The sequence below is a fragment of the Pseudomonas indica NBRC 103045 genome, from assembly GCF_002091635.1.
Lineage (GTDB): Bacteria > Pseudomonadota > Gammaproteobacteria > Pseudomonadales > Pseudomonadaceae > Pseudomonas_M > Pseudomonas_M indica.
On record NZ_BDAC01000018.1, the window covers coordinates 106,692 to 124,266 of the forward strand.

Genomic DNA, 17,575 nt, shown 5'->3' on the forward strand with positions numbered 1-17,575 from the left:
CCATGAAAATCATGCTCGCCTACGACAACTCGCGTAACGCCCGGCTGGCGCTGGAGAACACGCTGGATCTGTTCGGCCCGCTCAAGCCGCTGGTGATCCTGGTCGGTGTGGTGGAAGAGCCGCGCGATGCCAGCGACGCCAACCAGGAGAACTACGAGCGCGCTCGCGCCGAGTTCCAGCAGTTCCTCCGCGAGGCCGCCGTCCGCGTCGGCCATCGCGGCTACGACGCCGAGGTGGTCCTGGCCGAAGGCGACGCCCGGAAGATGCTGCTCAAGGCCGCCGAGACCAAGAAGCCCGACATGCTGGTGATCGCCCGCCACAGCCACGAGCCGGACGGCGGGCTGCTGACGCGCTCGCTGAACCTGTTCGTCGATGAGCTGGATTACATGACCTTCGGCAGCGTCAGTGCCTTCCTCGCCCGGCGCGCGCCCTGTCCCGTGCTGATCCAGGCCTGCCCGTGATCCGTCCTGCGTTCGAGGAGTAGTCGAACATGAAAGTTTCCGACCTGTTCCAGTACCGGCGGCCTGAAATCAAGGCCCTGCACCTGACCTGGATCGCCTTCTACATCTGCTTCTTCGTCTGGTTCAACATGGCCCCGCTGGCCACCAGCATGCTGAAGACGGTGAACTGGCTGAAGCCCGAAGACCTGCGCCTGTTCGCCATCGCCAACGTGGCGATGACCATCCCGGCGCGCATCCTGGTGGGCATGGCCCTGGACAAATGGGGCCCGCGCCGGGTGTTCTCGGTGCTGATGGTGGTCATGGCGCTGCCGGCCTTCGCCTTCGCCTTCGGTGACAGCCGCACCCAGTTGCTGGTGGCGCGCCTGCTGCTCAGCTCCATCGGCGCCAGCTTCGTGGTCGGCATCCACATGACCGCGCTCTGGTTCAAGCCGAAGGACATCGGCTTCGCCGAGGGCTTCTATGCCGGTTGGGGCAACTTCGGTTCCGCCGCCGCCGCCATGAGCCTGCCGGCCATCGCCCTGCACATCTTCGGCGGCCCGGAAGGCTGGCGCTACGCGATTGCCACCACCGCCGCGATCATGGCCATCTACGGCGTCTACTACTGGTTCGCGATCACCGACGGCCCGGCCGGCTCGGTGCACCGCAAGCCGCGCAAGGCCAGCGCCATGGAAGTCAGCACCTGGGGCGACATGGTCAAGCTGATCCTGTTCACCATCCCCATGATCGGCATCCTCGCCGTGCTGGTCTGGCGCATCCAGGGGCTCGGCTACCTGTCCGCCGAAGGCGCGCTGGCCTGCTACGCGGTGATCGCCCTGGTGGTGGTCTACCAGATCGTGCAGATCCTGCGGGTCAACCTGCCGATCCTGAAGAAGGGCGTGCCGGAGGACGACAAGTACCCCTTCAACAGCGTCGCCGCGCTGAACACCACCTACTTCGCCAACTTCGGCGCGGAGCTGGCGGTGGTTTCCATGCTGCCGATGTTCTTCGAGCAGACCTGGAGCCTGTCGCCCACGGCCGCCGGCTTCATCGCCGCGTCCTTCGCCTTCGTCAACCTGATCGCGCGGCCCATGGGCGGGCTGGTCTCCGACCGCTTCGGCAACCGCCGCTTCGTGATGCTCGCCTACATGCTCGGCATCGGCTGCGGCTTCGCCCTGATGGGCCTGATGAACCAGAGCTGGCCGCTGATCGTGGCGGTGGCCATTACCGTGGCCTGCTCGATGTTCGTGCAGGGCGCGGAGGGTGCCACCTTCGGCATCGTGCCGTCGATCAAGCGCCGCATCACCGGGCAGATCGCCGGCATGGCGGGGGCCTACGGCAACGTCGGCGCGGTCTTCTACCTGACCCTGTACACCTTCGTCACGCCCTCGCAGTTCTTTTTCATCATCGCCACCGGCGCCTTCATCAGCTTCGCCGTGTGCTTCTTCTGGCTGAAGGAGCCCGAGGGAGCGTTTTCCGAAGACTACTTCGTGTCCTCCGTGGACCGCGAACTCGAGATGAGGGCTGAACGCGTTCACTGACACAAGCACCGGACCCGACCACCGAACCTGATGAGAACCGGGCGCCGCCAGACCGGCGCCGAGAGGAGAAGAAAATGAGCCACTTGCTCGATCAACTGCGCTTCTTCAAGAGGAAGCAGGGCGAGTTCGCCGACGGCCACGGCGAGACCCGCATCGAATCCCGCGACTGGGAGAACGTCTACCGTTCGCGCTGGCAGTACGACAAGATCGTGCGCTCCACCCACGGGGTGAACTGCACCGGGTCGTGCTCCTGGAAGATCTACGTAAAGAACGGCCTGATCACCTGGGAAACCCAGCAGACCGACTACCCGCGTACCCGCAACGACCTGCCCAACCACGAACCGCGCGGCTGCCCGCGTGGTGCCAGCTATAGCTGGTACATCTACAGCGCCAACCGTCTGAAGTATCCGAAGGTGCGCAAGCCGCTGCTCAAGCTGTGGCGCGAGGCGCGCCGCACCCTGGCGCCGGTGGAAGCCTGGGCCAGGATCGTCGAGGACAAGGCCAAGGCCGAGTCCTACAAGAGCAAGCGCGGCATGGGCGGTTTCATCCGCTCCAGTTGGGACGAGGTCAACGAGATCATCGCCGCCGCCAACGTCTACACCGTCAAGCAGTACGGCCCGGACCGCGTGGTCGGCTTCTCGCCGATCCCGGCGATGTCCATGGTCAGCTACGCGGCGGGTAGCCGCTACCTGTCGCTGATCGGCGGCGTGTGCCTGTCCTTCTACGACTGGTACTGCGATCTGCCGCCGGCCTCGCCGCAAGTCTGGGGCGAGCAGACCGACGTGCCGGAATCGGCCGACTGGTACAACTCCAACTACATCATCGCCTGGGGCTCCAACGTGCCGCAGACGCGGACCCCGGACGCCCACTTCTTCACCGAGGTGCGCTACAAGGGCACCAAGACCGTGGCCATCACCCCGGACTACTCCGAAGTGGCCAAGCTCACCGACCTCTGGCTCAACCCGAAGCAGGGCACCGACGCGGCGCTGGCCCAGGCCTTCGCCCACGTCATCTTCAAGGAATTCCACCTGGAGAAGCCGAGCGCCTACTTCACCGATTACGCCAAGCGCTACACCGACCTGCCGGTGCTGGTGCGCCTGGTCGAGAAGGACGGTGCCTTCGTCGCAGACCGCTTCCTGCGCGCCTCGGATCTGGCCGACAACCTCGGCCAGGCCAACAACCCCGAGTGGAAGACCATCGCGGTGGATGCTAGCGGTGAGCTGGTGTCGCCGCTGGGTTCCATCGGCTACCGCTGGGGCGAGAAGGGCAAGTGGAATATCGAGGCGAAGGAGGGCGGTGAAGGCCGCGAGGTCGATCTCAAGCTGAGCCAGATCGATGGCGGCGAAGTGGCCGAGGTGGCCTTCCCGTACTTCGGCGGTATCCACCACGAGCACTTCCAGCACGCCGAAGGCGAGGCCATCCAGCTGCGCCGCGTGCCGGTCCGTACCATCACCCTGGCCGACGGCAGCAGCGCCAAGGTCGCCACCGTGTTCGACCTGATGGCCGGCAACCTGGCCATCGACCGTGGTCTGGGCGGTTCCAACGTCGCCAAGAGCTACGATGACGCCAGCGTGCCCGGCACCCCGGCCTGGCAGGAGAAGATCACCGGCGTGGCGCGCGAGAAGGCGATCCAGATCGCCCGCGAATTCGCCGACAACGCCGACAAGACCCATGGCCGCTCCATGATCATCGTCGGCGCGGCGATGAACCACTGGTACCACATGGACATGAACTACCGCGGGCTGATCAACATGCTCATGCTCTGCGGTTGCGTCGGCCAGACCGGCGGCGGCTGGGCCCACTACGTCGGCCAGGAGAAACTGCGCCCGCAGTGCGGCTGGCTGCCGCTGGCCTTCGGCCTGGACTGGAGCCGTCCGTCGCGGCAGATGAACGGCACCAGCTTCTTCTACAACCACAGCTCGCAGTGGCGCCACGAGAAGATGAGCATCCATGAAGTGCTCTCGCCGCTGGCCGACAAGTCGCAGTTCCCCGAGCACATGCTCGACTACAACATCCGCGCCGAGCGCGCCGGCTGGTTGCCGAGCGCACCGCAGCTGAACCGCAACCCGCTGCAGATCACCCGCGACGCCGCCGCTGCCGGGATGTCGCCGGTGGACTACGTGGTGAAGTCGCTGAAGGACGGTTCGCTGCGCTTTGCCTGCGAGCAGCCGGACAACCCGGATAACTTCCCGCGCAACATGTTCGTCTGGCGTTCCAACCTGCTCGGTTCCTCGGGCAAGGGCCACGAGTACATGCTCAAGTACCTGCTGGGCACCAAGAACGGCGTGATGAACGAAGACCTCGGCAAGCGCGGCGGCTTCAAGCCGAACGAAGCCGAGTGGGTGGACGAGGGTGCCATCGGCAAGCTCGATCTGGTCACCACCCTGGACTTCCGCATGTCCTCCACCTGCGTGTACTCCGACATCGTCCTGCCGACCGCCACCTGGTACGAGAAGGACGACATGAACACCTCGGACATGCACCCCTTCATCCACCCGCTGTCGGCCGCCATCGACCCGGCCTGGGAAGCGCGTTCCGACTGGGAAATCTACAAGGGCATCGCCAAGGCCTTCTCGGCCATGGCGCGCGGCCACCTGGGCGTGGAGCAGGATCTGGTCACCGTACCCTTGCTGCACGACAGCCCCGGCGAACTGGCGCAGCCGTTCGGCGGCAGCGACTGGAAGAGCGCGGGCGTCGATCCCCAGCCGGGCAAGAACTGCCCGAACATCACGGTGGTCGAGCGCGACTACCCGAACACCTACAAGAAGTTCACCTCCTTGGGCCCGCTGCTCGACAAGCTCGGCAACGGCGGCAAGGGCATCAACTGGAACACCCAGCACGAGGTCGAGTTCCTCGGTGAGCTGAACTACAAGGTGCGCGAGGAGGGCGTTAGCGAGGGCCGGCCGAAGATCGAATCGGCCATCGATGCGGCGGAGGTCATCCTTAGCCTGGCACCGGAGACCAATGGTCACGTCGCCGTGAAGGCCTGGGCCGCGCTGTCCGAGTTCACCGGCCGCGACCACAGCCACCTGGCGCTGCCGAAGGAGCACGAGGCGATCCGCTTCCGCGACATCCAGGCGCAGCCGCGCAAGATCATCTCCAGCCCGACCTGGTCGGGTCTCGAAGACGAGCATGTGTCCTACAACGCCGGCTACACCAACGTCCACGAATACATCCCGTGGCGCACCCTCACCGGCCGCCAGCAGTTCTTCCAGGACCACCCCTGGATGCAGGCGTTCGGCGAGCAGATGATGAGCTACCGGCCGCCGATCAACACCCGCACCATCGACTACGTGAAGGGTAAGAAGTCCAACGGCAACCCGGAGATCGTCCTCAACTGGATCACCCCGCACCAGAAGTGGGGCATCCACAGCACCTACACCGACAACCTGATCATGCTCACCCTCAGCCGCGGCGGGCCCATCGTCTGGATGAGCGAGATCGACGCCAAGCGCGCCGGCATCGAGGACAACGACTGGATCGAGTGCTTCAACGCCAACGGCGCCCTGACCGCCCGCGCGGTGGTCAGCCAGCGGGTCAAGGAAGGCATGGTGATGATGTACCACGCCCAGGAACGCATCGTGAACGTGCCCGGCAGCGAGACCACCAAGACCCGCGGCGGCCACCACAACTCGGTGACCCGCGTGGTGCTCAAGCCCACCCATATGATCGGCGGCTACGCCCAGCAGGCCTACGGCTTCAACTACTACGGCACGGTCGGCTGCAACCGCGACGAGTTCGTCGTGGTGCGCAAGATGGCCAAGGTCGACTGGCTCGACGGCCCCAATGGCAACGACTTGCCGCAACCGCTGCCGACTGAGATCGAGTGAGGAGAGCAGAGATGAAAATTCGTTCCCAAGTGGGCATGGTCCTGAACCTGGACAAGTGCATCGGCTGCCATACCTGCTCGATCACCTGCAAGAACGTCTGGACCAGCCGCGAAGGCATGGAATACGCCTGGTTCAACAACGTCGAGACCAAGCCCGGCATCGGCTACCCCAAGGAGTGGGAGAACCAGGAGAAGTGGAAGGGCGGCTGGGTGCGCAACGCCGACGGCTCGATCAACCCGAAGATCGGCGGCAAGTACCGCGTGCTGGCGAATATCTTCGCCAACCCGGACATGCCCTCGATCGACGACTACTACGAGCCGTTCGACTTCGACTACCAGCACCTGCACACCGCGCCGCTGGGTAACCACCAGCCGGTGGCCCGGCCGCGCTCGCTGATTTCCGGCCAGCGCATGGAGAAGATCGAGTGGGGCCCGAACTGGGAGGAGATCCTCGGCACCGAATTCGCCAAGCGGCGCAAGGACAAGAACTTCGACAAGGTCCAGGCGGACATCTACGGCGAGTACGAAAACACCTTCATGATGTACCTGCCGCGCCTGTGCGAGCACTGCCTCAACCCGGCGTGCGCGGCGTCCTGCCCGAGCGGTGCGATCTACAAGCGCGAAGAGGACGGCATCGTCCTCATCGACCAGGAGAAGTGCCGCGGCTGGCGGATGTGCATCAGCGGCTGCCCGTACAAGAAGATCTACTTCAACTGGAAGAGCGGTAAGTCCGAGAAGTGCATCTTCTGCTTCCCGCGCATCGAGGCCGGCATGCCGACCGTCTGTGCCGAGACCTGCGTGGGCCGCATCCGCTACCTCGGCGTGCTGCTGTATGACGCCGATCGCATCCATGAAGTGGCGAGCACCGCCAGCGAGCAGGACCTCTACGAGAAGCAACTGGAGATCTTCCTCGACCCGCACGATCCGAAGGTCATCGCCCAGGCCCTGGCCGACGGCGTGCCGCAGTCGGTGATCGACGCCGCGCAGAAGTCGCCGGTGTACAAGATGGCGGTGGACTGGAAGCTGGCCCTGCCGCTGCACCCGGAATACCGCACCCTGCCGATGGTCTGGTACGTGCCGCCGCTGTCGCCAATCCAGAACGCTGCAGCGTCCGGCCAGGTGGCCATGAATGGCGTGCTGCCGGACGTGGATAGCCTGCGTATCCCGCTGCGCTACCTGGCCAACCTGCTCACCGCCGGCGACGAGAAGCCGGTCAAGCGTGCCCTCAAGCGCATGCTGGCGATGCGTGCCTACAAGCGCGCCGAGCAGGTGGAAGGACGCCAGGACCTCGCGGTGCTGGACGAGGTCGGCCTGAGTGTCGCCGAGGTGGAGGACATGTACCGCTACCTTGCCATCGCCAACTACGAAGACCGCTACGTGATTCCGTCGGCGCACCGCGAAGAGGCCATGAGCGACGCCTTCGCCGAGCGCTCCGGCTGCGGCTTCAGCTTCGGCAGCGGCTGCTCCGGCGCCTCGGACACCAACATGTTCGGTGCGAAGAAGGCCAACCGCCGCGACATCATCCAGACCGTCCAGCTGTGGGAGGACTGAGCATGCGCATCCTGAAAGTCATCTCCCTGCTGCTGGACTACCCCGGCGAGCTGCTGCGCGACAACCGCGACGAGCTGGCCGGCGTCATCACCGTGGCCCGCGAGATCAGCCCGACCCAGCGCACTGCGCTGGTCGGTCTGCTCGACGAGCTGGCCGACGGCGACCTGATGGACGTGCAGGAGCGCTACAGCGAGCTGTTCGACAAGGGCCGCGCGCTGTCCCTGCTGCTGTTCGAACACGTGCACGGCGAGTCCCGCGACCGCGGCCAGGCCATGGTTGACCTGATGGCGCAGTACACCGAGGCCGGTTTCGCCATCGATGTGCGCGAGCTGCCGGACTACATCCCGCTGTACCTGGAATACCTGGCGACCCGCGACGACCTCGTGGCCCGCGAGGGCCTGGCCGACGTGGCGCACCTGCTGGCCCTGCTGGCGGTGCGCCTGGAGGAGCGCGAAAGCCCCTACGCCGCGTGCTTCCGCGCGCTGCTGCAGATCGCTGGCCAGCCGTTGGAGGAAACCCTGGCCGAACTGCGCGAGCAGGTCGCCGGGGAGACCCGCGACGACTCCCTGGAGGCTCTCGACAAGGTCTGGGAAGAAGAGCAGGTGAACTTCCTCCAGGCCGGCCAGCAGGAGCGTTGCGGCTCCATGGCCATGGGTCCGGGCAAGGCCCGCGAGGAAAGCGCGGTGCCGCTGCACTGGGTGGATTTCAAGCATGACGGGCAGGCCGCCGCGCTGGCCCAGGAGGTGCGTAATGTCTAAGTTGAATTTCCTGCTGTTCGGGGTCTATCCCTATATCGCCCTGGCCATCTGCCTGATCGGTAGCTGGGCGCGCTTCGACCTGTCCCAGTACAGCTGGAAGGCCGGCTCCAGCCAGATCTTCAATCGCACGGCGGCCGAGCAGCGCTATATGCGCATCGCCAGCAACCTGTTCCACGTCGGCGTGCTGTTCATCCTCGCCGGCCACTTCGTCGGCCTGCTGACCCCCGAGGCGCTGTACCACTCGGTGATCAGCACCGCCAACAAGCAACTGCTGGCGATGGTTTCCGGCGGCTTCTTCGGCATCCTCTGCCTGATCGGGCTGCTGATGCTGATCAAGCGCCGCCTCAGCGATGCGCGGGTGCGGGCCAACTCCAACCCCAGCGACATCCTGATCCTGTTCGTCCTGCTGGCGCAGTTGGTGCTCGGCCTGCTGACCATCGTCGCCTCCACCGGCCACCTCGACGGCTCGGTGATGGTGATGCTGGCCAATTGGGCGCAGTCCACCGTGACCCTCGATCCGGTGGCCGCCGCCGCCGCCATCGCGCCGGTCAGCCTGGTCTACAAGCTCCACGTGTTCCTCGGCCTGACCCTGTTCGTGCTGTTCCCCTTCACCCGCCTGGTGCACATCGTCAGCGCACCGGTGTGGTACCTGGGGCGGCGCTACCAGATCGTCCGCCAGAAGGGCACCCGCCCGGTGGCGCCGCGTCCGGTCATGGCGCGTCGCGACGAGCGCGTGGAAAGCCCCGAGCCGGGCTACGCCCCGGCCCCGACCCTGGTACGGGACAGCGTCAACTGAGTCACGATGGGGTGGACGAGGCGTTTCTGATCCACCCCGCTCGATTACTTCAACGAAGAGGAATGCAGTCATGGCATGTGGATGTGGTGGTGGAAACGGCGGGCAGGGCGGCTGCGGCGGGCAGAAGCCCGTGAGCGAAGCGACCGAGACCCCGGCGGTACAGGAAGTGGTGCCTGAGCCGGCACAGGAAGCGGAAGCGCAGGAAACCGAGCCGGGCTCGGAGCAGTAACGGCGAAACAGGTGAAGCGGCGATGCCCTTCACCTGGCCAGGAATTCACAGTGAGAGGTAAAGGTCATGGCATGCGGATGTGGTGGCGCGAATGCGGGGCAGGGGGGCTGTGGCGGGCATCAGCCTGCGGTCGAGGTCCCGGCTCAGACGCCGGCGGTGCGTGAAGTGCTGCCCGAGCCGGCGGTAGAAGCCGCGCCCGCCGCGGGGCCGGAACTGATCGCCAGCAGCGAACAGGAATGGCCGCGGGTACGGGTGAACGGCGTGGCTATCGCGCCGGAAGCCATCGCCCAGGAACTGCAATACCACCCGGCCGACAGCCGCGACGAGGCGGTCTACCTGGCGACCCAGGCGCTGGTGGTACGCGAGCTGCTGCAACAGCGCATCGGCGAGCTGGGCCTGCTGGTGCGGCCCGAGGCCGGGGAAAGCGAGGAAGAGGCGGCCACCCGCTGCCTGATCGAACAGGAAGTGCAATTGCCGCTGGCCGATGACGTCGCCTGCCGGCAGTTCTACTACAGCAACAGCCAGCGTTTCCGCAGCGCGCCGCTGGTGGCCGCGCGGCACATCCTGCTGGCTTGCCCGGCGGACGATGCCGACGCCCGTGGCGAGACCCGCGAGCTGGCGCTCGGTCTGCTCGAAGAACTGCTGCAGGCGCCGCAGCGCTTCGCCGAACTCGCCCGGCAGCACTCGGCCTGCCCGTCGAAGGAGCAGGGCGGGGCGCTGGGGCAGATCAGCAAGGGCCAGACCGTACCCGAGTTCGAACGCCAATTGTTCCGCCTGCCGGCCGGCCTCTGCCCGCAGCCGCTGGAAAGCCGCTACGGCTTCCACCTGGTGACGGTGGACCAGCGCATCGAAGGCGAGCAACTGCCCTACGAGGCGGTCGCCACGGCGATCCGCAACGAGCTGAACCAGCGCGTCTGGCAGATCGGCGTCGCCCAGTACATCAAGGGATTGATCGGTGCGGCCGATATCGAAGGTATCCATTTGCAGGGCGCCGACTCGCCGCTCCTGCAATAAAAAAGCAGCGGCAAGCGACAAGCCGCAAGCTGCAAGAGAAAAGCTGCAACGAATATCGGAGCGATGATGGACACACAACTGCAGGATGGCTTCGGCCGCACCATCGATTACCTGCGCCTGTCGGTGACCGACCGCTGCGATTTCCGCTGTGTCTACTGCATGGCCGAGGACATGACCTTCCTGCCGCGCCAGCAGGTACTGGCGCTGGAGGAGCTGGAGCGGGTGGCGAGAATCTTCGTCGGCCTGGGCGTGAAGAAGATCCGCCTCACCGGCGGCGAGCCGCTGGTGCGCAAGGGCATCGTCGGCCTCTGCGAACGCATCGCCGGCTTGTCCGGCCTGCGCGAACTGGTGATGACCAGCAACGGCTCGCAGCTCGGCAAACTGGCCCGGCCGCTGGCCAAGGCCGGTCTCAAGCGCCTCAACATCAGCCTGGACAGTCTCGACCCGGAGCGCTTCCGCGCCATCACCCGCACCGGCGACCTGCGCCAGGTGCTGGCCGGCATCGACGCGGCGCGGGAAGCCGGCTTCGAGCGGATCAAACTCAACTGCGTGGTGATGAAAGGCCGCAATGCCGACGAGGTGCCGGCCCTGGTGGACTACGCCGTGGCCAACGGCCTGGATATCAGCTTCATCGAGGAAATGCCCCTGGGTGCGGTCGGCCGCGACCGGGGCGAGAGCTTCTGCTCCAGCGACGAAGTGCGCGCCCTGATCGCCGAACGCCACGCGCTGATCGACAGCGCCGAACAGAGCGGCGGTCCGGCCCGCTACGTGCGTCTGCTGGAACACCCGCAGACCCGCGTCGGCTTCATCTCGCCGCACTCGCACAATTTCTGCGCCACCTGCAACCGCTTGCGCCTGACCGTGGAAGGCCGGCTGCTGCTGTGCCTCGGCCACGAAAATTCCATCGACCTGCGCGGCCTGCTGCGCCGCCATCCCACCAGCGACACACCGATCATCGACGCCATCCATGGCGCCTTGCAGCGCAAGCCGCTGCGACACGAATTTTCCGCCGCGGGCGAAGTGCAGGTGCTGCGCTTCATGAACGCCAGCGGCGGATAACCGGGCGGTTCTCCCTGACGTTTGGCCGCCGCGAGGCGGCTTTTTTTCGGGCGATCCAAGGGCTGGTGAAGAGCGGTAATCCGGTAGGGTCGGATTCATTCGACCACCGCGGCGACGCCATGGGCGCCGTTGGTCGCACCGAACCGTCGGATCGCACGCGAATCCCGCCAGGGCCGTACCACCCAACCGGTCCTCACCTATCCTGAAAGTATCAGCCCTCCGATGAAGAGAAGCGTTCATGGCCATTCACCTCGATCACCTCATGGTGCCGGCTCATGACAAGCGGGCGTCGGCGAAGCTATTGGCCGGGTTGCTCGGGGTGCCCTGGTCGGAAACCGGCGTGGGCCCCTTCGTGCCCGTCTACCTGAACGACGGCCTGACCCTCGACTTCGACGAATGGAGCGGATTTTTTCCCCGGCTGCATTTCTGCTTCCGGGTCACCGAAGACGACTTCGACGCCATCCTCGCCCGTATCCACGCCATGGGCATCGCCTACCGCAGCCATGTTCACGGCCCGGTCGACCGGCAGATCGACACCGAGCACGGTGGCCGCATCGTTTACTGGAACGAGCCGGACGGGCATCAGTGGGAACTGCTTACCGTCAGCTATGCACGCCAATCCGATGACGTCTACCTCGGTATGTAGGGGCGAATTTATTCGCCCGGCGAGGCTGAATGTGGGCGAATGAATTTGTCTCTACTCGGGCTCCTGTAGGAGCGAGCGCTACTCGCGAAGAGGCTTGCCGGCCATCGCGAATGAATTCGCTCCCACACGAAAGGCCAGTGCTGTGTAGGGGAGAATTTATTCTCCCGGCGGAGGTGGGTCAGGCCAATGAAATCGCCTCTACCGGTTTCGCCTTGCTGTAGGAGCGAGCTTGCTCGCGAAAAGGCTTTCGCAGAAGCCTCGCCAGCAGAGCTGGCTGCACAGGCATCGGTGTTTTCCGAGAATCCCGGTGCGATCGATACTCAGCCCCCTCCCCCCAGAGGGGCGAGGGCGTTATACGGTGTGGGTTCGAAACCTTGATGAAGCAGCAGTTCCAAGCGTGAAACTATTCGCCAGCAGAGCGGGTTCAACGTTGGGTTGGTGCGGTACGCAACCTGTGGGAGCGGATTTATCCGCGAATCGGCCTACCGCTATCGCGATGAGTTCGCTCCCACATAGAGGTCAAGGCTGCGTTTCTGCTCACCTGTAGGGTCGAATTCATTCGACCGAGCGAACTGCAGGCGATCACATCGATCCGCTGGACCGCGTGCGCACTTTGTTCCGCATGGTCGACGACGCCAGCGCCTGTTTTATTTCCAGCGCCAGTTGCGAAACGCTTCTGATGGTCGTGAGTTTGTCGGGGGCGATGTTTTTTACCAGCAAGCGGGTGGTATTCGAATCGTCGTACAGGCGTACGCAAATACCTTCGTTTTCGGTTCTTTTACATTCACAGCCCAACGGGGAAAAAGAAGATTGGATGATTTGGCAGGCCATATCGAATTTCAAGGCATCAGTCATTTTTGTTCCCTACCCCTGGTAATGATGAGGGTGCTGTCGTTTACCCTGTTCCTTCACGATATCTGCCCTATTTCCCAGATCCGTCTGGGCAGTGTATGCGCTCCCCGAGCAATGTCTAATCTCGCTTCGTTCTTTATCGCTGCGTTTTATGAGCGAGGTCTTTGTTTTCCTGAGTTGCCGGGACATTTTGCGGGATACATTCGCTCAAGTATGGGCGGAGGCTTCCGCCCCCGCCCACGGGCTCAGCTGTTGCGACCGCCGCCGCGGCTGTTCTGGCCACCTTTGCGACCCGCTTCGGAAGCGCGTTCACGGTCGTTGGCGAAGTTGCCGCCGCTGGCCTGGCCGCCTTTCCTGCCGGCCTCGGAGGCCCGCTCGGGGTCGTTGGCAAAGTTGCCTCCGCTGTTCTGACCACCCTTGCTGCCGATTTCCTGATAGAACTCCCGGCCATGGCTCTCGGAGGTCGCCTCACCCCCTTTCTGGCCGATGTCCTGGTAGAACTCTTTGCCATGAGTATCGGAAGTCGCTTCGCCTCCCTTGCGCCCGGCTTCGTCCACACTCATTTTGCCTTTATCTTCAGCCATACAATTCTCCTCAACATTCGTTTCGGGAGGAAAAGCGGAACCGTAATCAAGTTCCGCGCCTCAGTGAGTTGGAAGTTGGCCCCAGGGGAAAGTTCTGGCGTTCTTGATGAGCGGTTACTGGGTGACGATCCGGTCGTTTCGGTAATTCGCTGGCGACATGAACGAAGCGGTAGTTTCATTTATGGGAATACCGCTTCGTTAATTAGAAGTTTCTTGATTGGGGTTGATTTCGTAATAGCCAACGTGTTGGCGAATGACCGTCGGGGAGCTTAACGATACCCGCCGCCATCGCCTCGGAAACTCAACCGTTCCCTCTTGATCACGGTCAATTCCCGGACGGGGTTGGGCGAGTACCTTGCACAACATGTTGTGGTCTTGGTGATCACGTAAAACCATCTGTTGTGTAGGGAGACGAATATGACCGGCCTGCCATCCTTCCGTCCCGAGTCGTTACGCAAGCGTGACGGCCGCTGGGTTGCCTTCGATCTGGAGAAGATCCGCCGGGCCATCGCGGCGGCCGGGGAGGTGACCGGGGAGTTCGAGGGGGCGCGGGCGGGCGATCTGGCCGAGGCGGTGCTGGCGCGTCTGCTCGACCGCCGCGAGCTGGATGTGGAGCGGGTGCAGGACAGCGTCGAGCGGGTGCTGATGGAGGCGGGCTACTACACCACGGCGCGCGCCTACATCGTCTACCGAGAACGGCATGGCCGGCTGCGCCGCGACCGCAAGGCGCTGGTCGACGTGGCAGCGTCGATGAACGAGTACCTGTCCCGCGAGGACTGGCGGGTGCGGGCCAACGCCAACCAGGGCTATTCGCTGGGCGGGCTGATTCTCAACGTGTCCGGCAAGGTCACCGCCAACTACTGGCTGGACGAGGTATACAGCCCGGAGATCGGCCAGGCGCACCGCGAGGCGGACCTGCACATCCACGACCTGGACATGTTGGCCGGCTACTGCGCCGGCTGGTCACTGCGCACCCTGCTCCACGAGGGTTTCAATGGCATTCCCGGCCGGGTCGAGGCCGGGCCGCCGAAGCATCTCTCCAGCGCCCTGGGGCAGATGGTCAACTTCCTCGGCACCCTGCAGAACGAGTGGGCCGGCGCCCAGGCGTTCAGCTCCTTCGATACTTACCTGGCGCCCTTCGTGCGCAAGGACGGCCTGGGCTACGAGGAAGTGCGCCAGGCGTTGCAGGAATTCATCTACAACCTCAACGTGCCGTCGCGCTGGGGCACCCAGACGCCGTTCACCAACCTGACCTTCGACTGGGTCTGCCCGGAAGACCTGCGCGAGCAGATTCCGGTGATCGGCGGCGAGGAAATGCCGTTCGCCTATGGCGAGCTGCAAGCCGAGATGGAGCTGATCAACCGCGCCTACATCGAGGTGATGATGACCGGCGATTCCCTCGGCCGGGTGTTCACCTTCCCGATCCCCACCTACAACATCACCCACGACTTCCCCTGGGACAGCGAGAATGCCGACCGCCTGTTCGACATGACGGCGCGCTACGGCCTGCCGTACTTCCAGAACTTCCTCAATTCCGACATGAAGCCCAACCAGGTGCGCTCCATGTGCTGCCGCCTGCAACTGGACGTGCGTGAGCTGCTCAAGCGCGGCGGCGGGCTGTTCGGCTCGGCGGAGCAGACCGGCTCCCTCGGCGTGGTGACGATCAACTGCGCGCGGCTGGGCTACCTGTTCTGTGGCGACCGCAAGGGACTCTACCGGCGCCTGGACGAGCTGCTGGAAATGGCCCGGCAGAGCCTGGAAGTGAAGCGCAAGGTGATCCAGCACCACATGGACGCCGGCCTTTATCCCTACACCAAGCGTTACCTGGGCACGCTGCGCAACCATTTCTCCACCGTTGGCGTGAACGGCCTGCACGAGATGCTGCGCAACTTCACCGCTGACCGCGAGGGGATGCACACCGAGGCGGGCCGGGCCTTCGCCCTCGAGCTGCTGGACCATGTGCGGGCGACCCTGGTGCGTTTCCAAGAGGAAACCGGCCACCTCTACAACCTGGAGGCGACGCCGGCGGAGGGCACCACCTACCGCTTCGCCAAGGAAGACCGCAAGCGCTTCCCCGGCATCCTCCAGGCCGGCTCGGACGAGGCACCGTACTACACCAACTCCTCGCAACTGCCGGTGGGCTTCACCGATGACCCCTTCGAAGCGCTGGTGCTGCAGGACGAGCTGCAATGCAAGTACACCGGCGGTACCGTGCTGCACCTGTACATGGCCGAGCGGATTTCCTCGGTGGAGGCCTGCAAGAAGCTGGTGCGCACCGCGCTCGGCCGCTTCCGCCTGCCGTACCTGACGGTGACGCCGACCTTCTCGATCTGTCCGGTGCACGGCTACCTGGCCGGCGAGCATGAGTTCTGTCCGAAGTGCGACGAGGCCTTGTTGCAGCGCCAGCAGACGTGCACGACCAGCACCTGTAATGCGTGAACATTTTGTAGGGGCGAAGAGGCCTGCCGGCCATCGCGAATGAATTCGCTCCCACACGAAAGGCCAGTGCTGTGTAGGGGCGAATTTATTCGCCCGGCGAGGCTGAATTCGGGCGAATGAATTCGCCCCTACTCGTGCCCTTGTAGGAGCGAGCTCTGCTCGCGAAGCGTTCGCCAGCAGAGCTGGCTCCTACAAAAGCTGCCCATCCGCCCAACGGCAATACAACCGATTTCACCACCAACAGAAGGAGCAAGACCCATGAACCAAGCCATCCAACTGCCCCAGGAGCAGCGTCAGCGTTGCGAAGTGTGGACCCGGGTGATGGGCTATCACCGTCCGGTCGCGGCCTTCAATCCGGGCAAGCAGTCCGAGCATCGCGAACGCCAGCATTTCACCGAATGCGCGGCGGGCCTGGCGCGCTGAGGTGGGGGCGATGCTGAGGGTCGGGGGGCTGGTCCCCCTGACCACCCTGGATTTCCCCGGTCACCTGGCCTGCGTACTGTTCTGCCAGGGCTGCGCCTGGCGCTGCCGCTACTGCCACAACCCGCAACTGATCCCGGCGCGTGGCGAGCAGGAACATGCCTGGGACGCGGTGCTGGATTTCCTGCGCAGCCGCCAGGGGTTGCTCGATGCCGTGGTGTTCAGCGGCGGTGAGCCGACCTTGCAGAAAACCTTGCCCGAGGCCATCGAACAGGTGCGCGCCCTGGGCTTTCGCATCGGCCTGCACAGCGCCGGGGTGAAACCCAAGCCGTTCGCCCGTGTCGTGAAACTGACCGACTGGGTGGGCTTCGACGTCAAGGCGCTGCCCGAGGACGCCGAGCGGGTCACCGGCGTGGCCGGCAGCGGCGCGGCCAACTGGCGCAGCCTGGATCACCTGCTCGCCAGCGGCGTGGATTACGAATGCCGCACCACCGTGCACTGGCATCTGTTCGATGCCGACCGGCTGTGGCGGCTGGCCCTGCGCCTGCGTGAAACGGGGGTGGAGCGCTTCGCCGTGCAATGGGTGCGTACCGCGCGCATGCTCGACGACAGCCTGCCCTGGGCGCCACCGCCGCTGGAACAGCGTGAGCTGTGGGAGCAACTGGAAGCGCTGTTTCCTCAGTTCATACTGCGCGGAGGCTGATTTCCCGGCTTTCGCTGAACTCGTCGAGCAGCCGCCCGACGCTGGGGATGCGGATGCGTCGCCCGCGGCTCTCGATGAGTCCGGCCTGGCGCAGGCGCGCCATGATCCGCGAGAGGGTTTCCGGCTGCATCGACAGCCGCGCCGCGACCAGCCGCTTGGGCAGCAACAGGTCGATCTCGGCACTTTCCACCGCACGGTTTTCCAGACGCTGGATCAGGTACAGGGCGAAGCGCTGGGTGGCGTTCTGCAAGGTCAGCGTTTCCAGCTCGCCGAGGCGCTGGTGCAGGCGCACGCTGAGGTGGCCGAGCAGGTGCAGGCAGGTCTGCGGATGCTCGCTGAGAATCTGCAGCATCATCCGGTTGGGAAAACTGATCATGTGCACCGGGCCGAGGGTCTGGGCGCACACCGGGTAGACCGCGTGCTGCATGAACATCACCGCTTCGGCGAAGGTCTGCCCGGCCTGGATGATCTCCACCACCTTTTCCTGCCCGTCCGCCGAGATGCGGAACAGCTTCACCCGCCCGCTGAGCACCAGGAAGAAGCGCTCGGCCTCCTGGCCCTGGTGCAGCAACATCACCTCGTTGGCGTGGCGCTGCTCGTGGGCAGCATCGAGCAGGCGCACCTGGTCCTCCCGACGCAGATGCCTGAACAGTGGGTGGAGAAGAATGATTTCGCGGGTTTCCGGGGCCTGTATCACGTCGCAGCCTGGTCCGATGG

At 64.7% G+C, this 17,575-nt stretch carries 15 protein-coding genes; 12 read left to right on the plus strand and 3 right to left on the minus strand.

Features of this window, described 5'->3' with window-relative positions; translation table 11 throughout:
- Positions 1 to 2 precede the first annotated feature (2 nt).
- From PIN01S_RS19570 to PIN01S_RS19610, 9 genes are all read left to right on the plus strand, one after another.
- Entirely contained in the window at positions 3 to 461 is a 459-nt protein-coding gene (locus tag PIN01S_RS19570; protein ID WP_084338059.1) for a universal stress protein, read from the plus strand.
- Positions 462 to 490: 29 nt separating this feature from the next.
- The gene (locus tag PIN01S_RS19575; RefSeq protein WP_084338061.1) at positions 491 to 1,978 is read left to right on the plus strand and encodes an MFS transporter; all 1,488 of its coding nucleotides are present in this window, start codon (positions 491 to 493) and stop codon (positions 1,976 to 1,978) included.
- A gap of 74 nt (positions 1,979 to 2,052) precedes the next feature.
- Positions 2,053 to 5,808, plus strand: a complete 3,756-nt coding sequence (locus PIN01S_RS19580; protein WP_084338063.1) for a nitrate reductase subunit alpha — start codon at positions 2,053 to 2,055, stop codon at positions 5,806 to 5,808.
- An 11-nt stretch (positions 5,809 to 5,819) separates the two neighbouring features.
- The gene (gene narH, locus PIN01S_RS19585; protein ID WP_084338065.1) at positions 5,820 to 7,358 is read left to right on the plus strand and encodes a nitrate reductase subunit beta; all 1,539 of its coding nucleotides are present in this window, start codon (positions 5,820 to 5,822) and stop codon (positions 7,356 to 7,358) included.
- Positions 7,359 to 7,360: 2 nt separating this feature from the next.
- A complete protein-coding gene (gene narJ / locus PIN01S_RS19590; RefSeq protein ID WP_084338067.1) occupies positions 7,361 to 8,116 on the plus strand; it encodes a nitrate reductase molybdenum cofactor assembly chaperone in 756 nt (251 codons plus the stop codon).
- Positions 8,109 to 8,912, plus strand: coding sequence for a respiratory nitrate reductase subunit gamma (narI, locus tag PIN01S_RS19595; RefSeq protein ID WP_084338069.1), 804 nt, complete (start codon positions 8,109 to 8,111; stop codon positions 8,910 to 8,912). The genes narJ and narI overlap by 8 nt, the downstream gene beginning before the upstream one ends.
- A 295-nt stretch (positions 8,913 to 9,207) precedes the next feature.
- Positions 9,208 to 10,155 carry a peptidylprolyl isomerase gene (locus PIN01S_RS19600; protein ID WP_084338071.1) on the plus strand — a complete coding sequence of 316 codons (948 nt, stop codon included), beginning with the start codon at positions 9,208 to 9,210 and terminating at the stop codon, positions 10,153 to 10,155.
- 66 nt (positions 10,156 to 10,221) lie between these two features.
- Entirely contained in the window at positions 10,222 to 11,214 is a 993-nt protein-coding gene (gene moaA, locus PIN01S_RS19605) for a GTP 3',8-cyclase MoaA (protein ID WP_084338123.1), read from the plus strand.
- Between the two features lie 238 nt (positions 11,215 to 11,452).
- Positions 11,453 to 11,860, plus strand: a complete 408-nt coding sequence (locus PIN01S_RS19610) for a VOC family protein (protein ID WP_084338073.1) — start codon at positions 11,453 to 11,455, stop codon at positions 11,858 to 11,860.
- A gap of 582 nt (positions 11,861 to 12,442) precedes the next feature.
- Here the strand turns inward: PIN01S_RS19610 and PIN01S_RS19615 are convergent.
- Together PIN01S_RS19615 and PIN01S_RS27650 are read right to left on the minus strand one after the other, a co-directional pair.
- The gene (locus PIN01S_RS19615; RefSeq protein ID WP_084338075.1) at positions 12,443 to 12,715 is read right to left on the minus strand and encodes a DUF1652 domain-containing protein; all 273 of its coding nucleotides are present in this window, start codon (positions 12,713 to 12,715) and stop codon (positions 12,443 to 12,445) included.
- Positions 12,716 to 12,957: 242 nt separating this feature from the next.
- The gene (locus tag PIN01S_RS27650; protein ID WP_084338077.1) at positions 12,958 to 13,296 is read right to left on the minus strand and encodes a con-10 family general stress protein; all 339 of its coding nucleotides are present in this window, start codon (positions 13,294 to 13,296) and stop codon (positions 12,958 to 12,960) included.
- Between the two features lie 417 nt (positions 13,297 to 13,713).
- On the opposite strand from PIN01S_RS27650, the gene PIN01S_RS19625 reads away from it, so the two are divergent.
- The 3 genes from PIN01S_RS19625 (at position 13,714) to PIN01S_RS19635 (ending at position 16,858) form a co-directional block, all read left to right on the plus strand.
- Positions 13,714 to 15,735: a ribonucleoside triphosphate reductase gene (locus PIN01S_RS19625; RefSeq protein ID WP_084338079.1), complete on the plus strand. Its 2,022-nt coding sequence runs from the start codon at positions 13,714 to 13,716 to the stop codon at positions 15,733 to 15,735.
- Between the two features lie 258 nt (positions 15,736 to 15,993).
- Positions 15,994 to 16,158, plus strand: a complete 165-nt coding sequence (gene nrdD / locus PIN01S_RS19630; protein ID WP_084338081.1) for an anaerobic ribonucleoside-triphosphate reductase — start codon at positions 15,994 to 15,996, stop codon at positions 16,156 to 16,158.
- A 1-nt stretch (position 16,159) separates the two neighbouring features.
- Complete coding sequence (locus PIN01S_RS19635; RefSeq protein ID WP_084338083.1) at positions 16,160 to 16,858, plus strand: anaerobic ribonucleoside-triphosphate reductase activating protein; 699 nt, start codon at positions 16,160 to 16,162, stop codon at positions 16,856 to 16,858.
- Here the strand turns inward: PIN01S_RS19635 and PIN01S_RS19640 are convergent.
- Entirely contained in the window at positions 16,839 to 17,555 is a 717-nt protein-coding gene (locus PIN01S_RS19640; RefSeq protein WP_084338085.1) for a Crp/Fnr family transcriptional regulator, read from the minus strand. The two genes, PIN01S_RS19635 and PIN01S_RS19640, sit on opposite strands and share 20 nt — an antisense overlap.
- Positions 17,556 to 17,575: the final 20 nt, after the last annotated feature.

Coding starts and splice junctions, on each gene's coding strand:
- PIN01S_RS19570 (WP_084338059.1), top strand. CDS start 3: ATGAAAATCATGCTCGCCTACGACAACTCGCGTAACGCCCGGCTGGCG.
- PIN01S_RS19575 (WP_084338061.1), top strand. CDS start 491: ATGAAAGTTTCCGACCTGTTCCAGTACCGGCGGCCTGAAATCAAGGCC.
- PIN01S_RS19580 (WP_084338063.1), top strand. CDS start 2,053: ATGAGCCACTTGCTCGATCAACTGCGCTTCTTCAAGAGGAAGCAGGGC.
- narH (WP_084338065.1), top strand. CDS start 5,820: ATGAAAATTCGTTCCCAAGTGGGCATGGTCCTGAACCTGGACAAGTGC.
- narJ (WP_084338067.1), top strand. CDS start 7,361: ATGCGCATCCTGAAAGTCATCTCCCTGCTGCTGGACTACCCCGGCGAG.
- narI (WP_084338069.1), top strand. CDS start 8,109: ATGTCTAAGTTGAATTTCCTGCTGTTCGGGGTCTATCCCTATATCGCC.
- PIN01S_RS19600 (WP_084338071.1), top strand. CDS start 9,208: ATGGCATGCGGATGTGGTGGCGCGAATGCGGGGCAGGGGGGCTGTGGC.
- moaA (WP_084338123.1), top strand. CDS start 10,222: ATGGACACACAACTGCAGGATGGCTTCGGCCGCACCATCGATTACCTG.
- PIN01S_RS19610 (WP_084338073.1), top strand. CDS start 11,453: ATGGCCATTCACCTCGATCACCTCATGGTGCCGGCTCATGACAAGCGG.
- PIN01S_RS19615 (WP_084338075.1), bottom strand. CDS start 12,715: ATGACTGATGCCTTGAAATTCGATATGGCCTGCCAAATCATCCAATCT.
- PIN01S_RS27650 (WP_084338077.1), bottom strand. CDS start 13,296: ATGGCTGAAGATAAAGGCAAAATGAGTGTGGACGAAGCCGGGCGCAAG.
- PIN01S_RS19625 (WP_084338079.1), top strand. CDS start 13,714: ATGACCGGCCTGCCATCCTTCCGTCCCGAGTCGTTACGCAAGCGTGAC.
- nrdD (WP_084338081.1), top strand. CDS start 15,994: ATGAACCAAGCCATCCAACTGCCCCAGGAGCAGCGTCAGCGTTGCGAA.